This window comes from Endozoicomonas atrinae, from assembly GCF_001647025.1.
GTDB classification, from domain to species: domain Bacteria; phylum Pseudomonadota; class Gammaproteobacteria; order Pseudomonadales; family Endozoicomonadaceae; genus Endozoicomonas; species Endozoicomonas atrinae.
Genome location: NZ_LUKQ02000283.1, coordinates 1 through 6,497, shown reverse-complemented (window position 1 = coordinate 6,497; position 6,497 = coordinate 1). Strand labels below are relative to the sequence as shown.

The 6,497-nt window shown below is 51.1% G+C and carries 8 protein-coding genes; all 8 read right to left on the bottom strand.

Translation table 11 applies throughout. From position 1 onward, the window contains the following. Positions 1 to 155 (bottom strand): major capsid protein (locus AK963_RS36920; RefSeq protein ID WP_420795626.1); only part of this gene is annotated, 155 nt, incomplete at its 3' end. A 66-nt stretch (positions 156 to 221) separates the two neighbouring features. Further along, positions 222 to 593 (bottom strand): head decoration protein, encoded by a 372-nt coding sequence (locus tag AK963_RS24135; RefSeq protein WP_066017948.1) that lies wholly within the window; start codon positions 591 to 593, stop codon positions 222 to 224. Between the two features lie 36 nt (positions 594 to 629). Then, positions 630 to 1,658 (bottom strand): head maturation protease, ClpP-related, encoded by a 1,029-nt coding sequence (locus AK963_RS24130; RefSeq protein ID WP_066017947.1) that lies wholly within the window; start codon positions 1,656 to 1,658, stop codon positions 630 to 632. After that, positions 1,648 to 2,298, bottom strand: a complete 651-nt coding sequence (locus AK963_RS24125) for a phosphoadenosine phosphosulfate reductase domain-containing protein (RefSeq protein WP_066017946.1) — start codon at positions 2,296 to 2,298, stop codon at positions 1,648 to 1,650. The genes AK963_RS24130 and AK963_RS24125 overlap by 11 nt, the downstream gene beginning before the upstream one ends. Then, entirely contained in the window at positions 2,270 to 3,745 is a 1,476-nt protein-coding gene (locus AK963_RS24120) for a phage portal protein (RefSeq protein WP_066017945.1), read from the bottom strand. Before AK963_RS24120 ends, AK963_RS24125 begins: the two co-directional genes overlap by 29 nt. A 2-nt stretch (positions 3,746 to 3,747) precedes the next feature. Next, a complete protein-coding gene (locus AK963_RS24115) occupies positions 3,748 to 3,948 on the bottom strand; it encodes a phage head-tail joining protein (RefSeq protein ID WP_066017944.1) in 201 nt (66 codons plus the stop codon). 21 nt (positions 3,949 to 3,969) lie between these two features. Continuing rightward, positions 3,970 to 5,829 carry a phage terminase large subunit family protein gene (locus AK963_RS24110; protein ID WP_066017943.1) on the bottom strand — a complete coding sequence of 620 codons (1,860 nt, stop codon included), beginning with the start codon at positions 5,827 to 5,829 and terminating at the stop codon, positions 3,970 to 3,972. Beyond that, positions 5,820 to 6,317, bottom strand: a complete 498-nt coding sequence (locus AK963_RS24105) for a hypothetical protein (protein ID WP_066017942.1) — start codon at positions 6,315 to 6,317, stop codon at positions 5,820 to 5,822. Before AK963_RS24105 ends, AK963_RS24110 begins: the two co-directional genes overlap by 10 nt. Positions 6,318 to 6,497 lie beyond the last annotated feature (180 nt).

The window sequence follows — 6,497 nt, the reverse complement described above, 5'->3', positions numbered from 1 at the left end:
ACGCCATTGACGCTTTCAACCACTGCGGTTGTGGTGTTGATACCACTCTCCCGGAACAGGCCGAGCTCGCCCAAACGACCGGGCTTGTATTCCATCTCATTGATGGTAGCGGTCAGGCTGGTGAGGCTGAACGCATCATCGTTAAAAATATCCATGAAAGCCATGCTATCTCTCCTTAGACAGAGATTGTTTTAAAAGGGAAGTACTGCGAAAGGTTGGGGTTAGGAATTGCGGATAATGATATCCAGACCGGCAAGCTCACCGACCGCAGCGGCTTTCTGCTCGTCGGTAATACCGGCAGGCCATACAAGCAGGCTATCCACGACCTCAGCGAGTCGGGCAATAATCACCCCGTTACCACCGGAGGCGCCGGTTGTCTTGCCAGCGTAGAGCACACCGGCAGCGGTTTCAGTGCCATCGACAGCGGCAGGATCGAGGGGCTTGTAATCGCCAGTAGCGGTTTCCTTGCCAACCACGGTCCCGGGTTCGAGAGCCAGGTTCGCAGCAATGGCAACCTGCTCACGGCTGATGCTGTTGTTGCCTTCGGATACCAGAAACTCAGCAGTGTACGCCGATTCAGTTTTCACACTCATCGTCATAGTCCTTTTATGGGAGGATGAAAGGGAGGGTTATGCCCGGTTACGCTTGCTGTAGATAGCCTGCGTGTCGATAGCGTTGTTGGTCTGCTTCCTGCCCTGCTGTTCGGGAGAGAGTGAATTGTTGATACTCTCATCATTCTCGGTCAGCAGATCAAAAAGCGCGTTTCTCACTTCATCAGCGGATTTGTTTTCCTTGATAAAGTTGGTTGCCATATCCGGCTTGTTTGCCGCCTTGCAGTAATTCTTAATCGTTGCAAAGTCAGCCAGCTTAGCCCGAACTTCATTTTCCGAAAGGTTCTCTTTCAAGAACGCCTCTGTCTTTTCCGGGTAGCCAGCTTGGTTACACAGAGAAGCAATAGACAGAGCATCAACTTCAGGTTTCTCATCCGTTGAGGCCTCCGGTTCATTTTTCTCTGACTCCGGTTTTTCCGGCACTTGCTTATTTTCCGGTTCAGGCTGCTTCCCAAACCCGGCTGGTGCATTGGTAAAGCGGGAGAGATCAAAGCAGGCAGCGGCTTTAATCGGCTCATCAACCTGATCGACCAAGCCAATGTCCAGCGCCTCTTTAGCGGTAAACCATGTTTCCGCTTCCATGAGGGCTTTCATGTCGTCGATGGTTTTCCCGGTTCTGGCGGTGTAAGAGACAGCGATGCTATCCGCTATCTTATCCATGACCTCGGCAGTTTTACGCATGGCCTCTGCGTCACCCTGCGCCCAACCATAGGGGTTATGAATCATCATCATGGCATTTTCAGCGATAGTGACCGTGTCACCTGCCATAGCGATAACACTGGCAATGCTCGCCGCCAGTCCCTCGATGCTGATATGAATGCTGGCCTTGTGCAGACGCAGAGCGTTATAGATGGCAATGCCCTCGAACACCATCCCACCCCGGCAGTTGATACGCACATTAATATCAGAGGCTTCGGTGTCCCTGATCTGATCGACGATGCTCTGTGCCGAAACGCCCCACCAATCATCAATGTCGTCATAGATGAAGAGTTCAGGGGTTTGACCTGCTTCGTTCTTGAAGGCAAACCACTGGCGATTATGAGCCATAGTATTTCTCCCTGTAGTTCATGAGCTCCAAAATGTTTGGATACTTGTTTTCGTCCGTGGCTTTGATGAAATTGATCGCATCATCAAACTGGGTTTCACCATAAAGGTTGGCAATGTTTATGGTGTGGGTTCCTCTCCGCTTGCCTCTCGGTGTGGCATAAATTGGCGATAGCGGATAAGGGCGAATGAATTGCTCGGTATACCGGTTGCTCCATGACCGGATCGGGAACAGCTGCCAGATCCCGTTGGCATTCTGGTATCGCTCACTTTTGATGGTGTTCCCATCGTCAAGACGACGGCCATAGGCGACCATTTTTACCCGGTATTTTTCAGCAAATGCTTTGATGCCTTCACGCTGAAAGATTCGGAACCAACGACTTTTCCTTGCCGACGTCATCGGAAAAATGAACTTTGGATTCTTTCTTAAAAAATCCATGCCGTGTTTTTTCCGTTCAATAAAAATCAGTGGCAGGTTGAATTGATTGCAGTAGCTCTCGATAAATGCCAGATGACAGCGGTAATCGAGTTCCCTGTTGATCACCGCTACATGAGGGAAGCGATAGCCATTCTTTAAAAGGTACTGGCTTACGGCCACCGAATCTTTGCCACCGCTAAACGCCAGTATCCTTGTTAAGTCCATCGTTCACTTCCTGACGTTCGGATTCCCTCGCATCGCTGTCGTATTTCAGTTCCAGCCCATCAGAACGCCGGTTATCCGCTGCAATTTCCTCATCAATCTGTTCGCTGTCATAACCGAGTTCACTGACCACTTCAGAACGGGATTTGAAGCCAGAGCGAACGGCCATCTTCTGTGCCTGCATATCCTGAACCGGGTGCATGTACGGCCAGCCGTGGGCAATCCACTTAACCCGACGATACTCACGCTGCCGGGCTTGGTAGTCAGGGAGGCTAACCGAACCATTGAGCACCGCCATATCGAGCCAACGGTTCCAGACCGGGCGACAGAATTGAAAGATGATCTGGTTATGCTGAATCTGCTGAATGCGTCGGCGGAACTCATTAATGATCAGGCGGAGTGCCCGGTCACTCACACCCGCCATATCCCCGGAAAGAATCTCGTAAGGAATACCAATACCAGCCGCAATCGCCATAAGCTGCTGCTTCATAAAGTTCGGGTAATCCGCAGCGGTGCCGGGTGGGTTGTTGAACTCCACTTCTTCGCCCGGTGCGAGTTCCTGCATAGTGCCAGGTTCCATAGCCACCATCGGGAGGCCATCAGCACCGTACTGGATCGGTTGCCCGGTTAATGGATCAATCGGTTCCTGTTCCGGGGAGGGCTTCTTGATAAAGCCTGTAAACAGGTTGGCTATCTCCTGACGGAGCAAGGTCGCATCATCAAACTTGTCCAGATGAAAGAGTCTGACCAGTACTTGTGACAACAACGGCTGACCACGGAGTTGCCCCGGCCTCAATGCCTCATAAATATGGAGGACATTATCAGCCGGAACACGGACAAGGTTTTCACTGTTGAAAGAGAACTCGGCGGGATGCTCCCGATGGAAGTAATAAGCAACCCGTTTACCAATGCCGTTAAACTCGATACCGGCTTTAATTTCGTGGCCGTTATCCAGCTTTTTGTTGTGACTGACCGGCACATATTCTGATTCGAGAATTTGCAGCTGTAGTGGCACTGACAAGCCATCTTGCAGGCGCCGTGGACGGAGCCGGACAAAACACTCGCCACCCTCGAACATTGAGCGGGTAATCAGAGATTGCTGGCCAGTGAAACTTAACAGGCCATCAGCATCCGACTCATCCGACCAGTGAAGAAACAGCGTTTGCAGTTCTTCCCGGAGCTTATCGTCATCAACCAATGATTTAGGCGTAATGCCACGGCCAATGACATTACTGACCAGTTTATCTATGCCACTGCTCGCCCACGGATCATTACGGATCGCCGCCCTTGACCGGTTAATGAGCTTGGTCAGATCGCTTGTGAGCGCCGTATTCGGAGAGGACGAAGGCGCATACCAGCTTTTCGTCCGCCGACCACTGCCGGCAGCGGTGTAAGCAAGATTGAAAAACCGCCTTGCTACTTTCGTTAATGAGTTCGACAGAAAGCCCATTCTCAAACTCCTTTTGACGAATAGATGCCGTATTGCTTGGGACGCTTCTGCTGCTTGATCAACTCCCGCTCAATCGCCTGCAAACGACGCTCCATTTCGGCAAAGCTGCTGAACTCGACTCTCCGGCCTTCAAATTCGACGACACGGGTATCACGCAGCAACACCGCACGTTTCAGTGCTCGATATTCTTCTTCCGTGAACATGGCTTTTCTCGCTCAGGGCTGTTATCCGTTTAGGTAGGAACTCTTGGAGGATCGCCGGATCGGTCGGCCTAGCTTCTCTTTTTCTTCTTGGCCTTCTTCGTCCAGTGGCGTTTCAGGCGACGGTCGTGAGGATGCCAGTCGTTCGAGATTGATCCCTCGATGCTGCTGCAAGATGCGAATAGCAGCGAGAGAATAGACACGGCAATCCAGCGCCTCGTTTCTCCGGCTTTTGGCATCCCAAGTGAAATAAGGGACACCAAGCTTGTATTTCTTGATCTTTTCTTCAGCGGTTGCCTGTTTGAAATAGTCTTCATCAAAACAGTCCTTGATCGGCCAATGGCAATAACCCGCTCCCGGCTCCAAGATGCGGTAACGCTGATAGATCAGTTCTTTTGCGGTATCCGTCCCGATGATGGTGAGGTAAACACCCTTTTTATTCCGGGTTTTCGGGAAGGTGGCTATCGGTTTACCAGCCTGTGAGCCCCCTTTGATGGGGATAACCCAATCCGCTCCCTGCTTTCGACAGAAGGCATAGACTTCATCGGTAAAGTGACCACCGGAGTCGATGCAGGCCTGCGCTACATTCATCTTGATCCCGTCTTGCCGGGTGTAGCTCTTGCGGAACATATCACCGAGGGCATCCCATATCGGTTGACGGGAAAGGTCGCCGTATAAACGAACGTAGTCGATTGACCAGCTTTCCTCACCCGCACCCCAACCGGTGACTTCAAACTCGATACGATCATCCTGAACGTCACAGCCAATGGTCAGGACTTCAACCCACCAAGGGACTTCTGCCGGGTAATGCTCCCTCCGCTGATAAAGCAGTGCATGCTCGACGGTTTCACCCTTTTCGACCCATGTTTCACCAAGCACCGTATTCGTCCAGTCTTTTAACTGAACCGGGTTTTTCTCTGCCGCTAAAAAATCCTCCACGGCATTCTGCCAGCTGTACCAGCCATTCGGGCTATAGAGTGAACTGAGGTGAAAGCCTGCTACCTTTTCGCTCTTTTCCATCTCTGCTTGCCAGTAGCCATTAGCGAGCATACGAGGCTTGTCTTTCTCAAAATGCTGATGACCGCACCGAATACATTCAAAACGTGTGGTCAAAGGATCCCCGTCATCAAATCGGATTTGTGACCAGACAATCGGCTGGTAATGATCACAGGCATTGCAGGGAACCAGATAGCGACGTTTATCGCTGTCCTCATAAGCGGCTTCAATCTTGCTGGTCTCCGCTATGTTTGGTGTGCTGACCATCAGGATTTTGCGATTACGGCTAAAAGTTGCTGTCCGTTTTATAGCGAGATTGATTGGGCTACCTTCGCCATCAACATCATCGTCATAGGCATCAATCTCATCCATAAACAGGAACCTAGCAGGCATTGAGCGGAGGCCTGCCGCAGAGTTCGCCCCGGTCATAATAAGCACACCGTTCGGGAACTCTTTACTCATCAGGGTATTGCCGCTATCACGGCTTCGAGGGTCTTTTACCTTCTCTTTCAGATCAGGCATTTCCTCGATCATCGGAGCGATACGCTGCTTGGAGGTACGCTTGGCCAGTTCCAGCGTTGGCAGTACATACATCATCGGACCCGGTGTATGGTCGATGACATAGCCGAGCCAGTTATTACCACACTCAGTTCCGCCGACCTGCGACCCTTTCATAAACACCACTTTCTCTATCGGAGACGATGGCGAGAGGGCATCCATGATCTCTTTCAAATAAGGCGTTCTGGCAGTCCGCCACCGACCGGCTTCTTTTGCCGCTTTTGCCGGGAGGACTCTTTTCTTGTCAGCCCACTCGGAAACCGTCAAACGGGTATCCGGTAAGAGCCCTTTAAAGAAGCCTTCAAAGTATGGGGATTGCTCTACTTGCATAGGCGATTTAACACCAGTTCCAGTTCTTCAAAAATGATCTTCCGAACTTCCCCGGCATCGTCCTCTGCTGCAAGCACATCCGCTAACCGATCCGGTATGGCCAACAGTTCATCCCGGATGATCCGACCGGCTTTGAAGGCATCGTTTTTGACTTTGGTCGCATCGGTTAGCTGGCCGCTCCGTTCTTCAAAGTCGAGCTTTGCCAGTTTTGCCCGGAAGGCTTCTCGCATCGTCCGGGCGGTAACGAAATCAACGGCTCCGGGCTGACCACCTGCCGGGAGAATTTCTGCCGGTTGGCTCACTTCCTGTCGTGCTTTTGAGGGACGGTGTTTTGATGGGTCGGTGTTTTTCTCAATGGCTTTTATGGCTGCGGCTGAATCAACCTTTTTATCCACCAGTTTGATAATGCCTTTTTTAATCAGCTTGGTGACATAGCCTCTGGTAAAGCCCTGTTGTCTGGCAAACTCGGCCTGTGAAAGTAGTGCCATATAGTTCCATCCGAGCGTTATCCCTATTTTTTTGGCCGCTTAGTCAAAAAATAAGTGGGTAGGCGGCTGATGACCTATATAAGCCCCGGAACCATAACAATAGCTAACCTATACGGAGGTACTAATTATGAAATCTATAGCTATTTATAATGACAGGGTTCGGCGCTCGCTAATTGATCC

Excerpts from the sequence above, each read along its gene's own strand:
- AK963_RS24110 (WP_066017943.1), bottom strand. The coding sequence starts at position 5,829 with ATGCAAGTAGAGCAATCCCCATACTTTGAAGGCTTCTTTAAAGGGCTC.
- AK963_RS24135 (WP_066017948.1), bottom strand. The coding sequence starts at position 593 with ATGAGTGTGAAAACTGAATCGGCGTACACTGCTGAGTTTCTGGTATCC.
- AK963_RS24115 (WP_066017944.1), bottom strand. The coding sequence starts at position 3,948 with ATGTTCACGGAAGAAGAATATCGAGCACTGAAACGTGCGGTGTTGCTG.
- AK963_RS24120 (WP_066017945.1), bottom strand. The coding sequence starts at position 3,745 with ATGGGCTTTCTGTCGAACTCATTAACGAAAGTAGCAAGGCGGTTTTTC.
- AK963_RS24125 (WP_066017946.1), bottom strand. The coding sequence starts at position 2,298 with ATGGACTTAACAAGGATACTGGCGTTTAGCGGTGGCAAAGATTCGGTG.
- AK963_RS24130 (WP_066017947.1), bottom strand. The coding sequence starts at position 1,658 with ATGGCTCATAATCGCCAGTGGTTTGCCTTCAAGAACGAAGCAGGTCAA.
- AK963_RS24105 (WP_066017942.1), bottom strand. The coding sequence starts at position 6,317 with ATGGCACTACTTTCACAGGCCGAGTTTGCCAGACAACAGGGCTTTACC.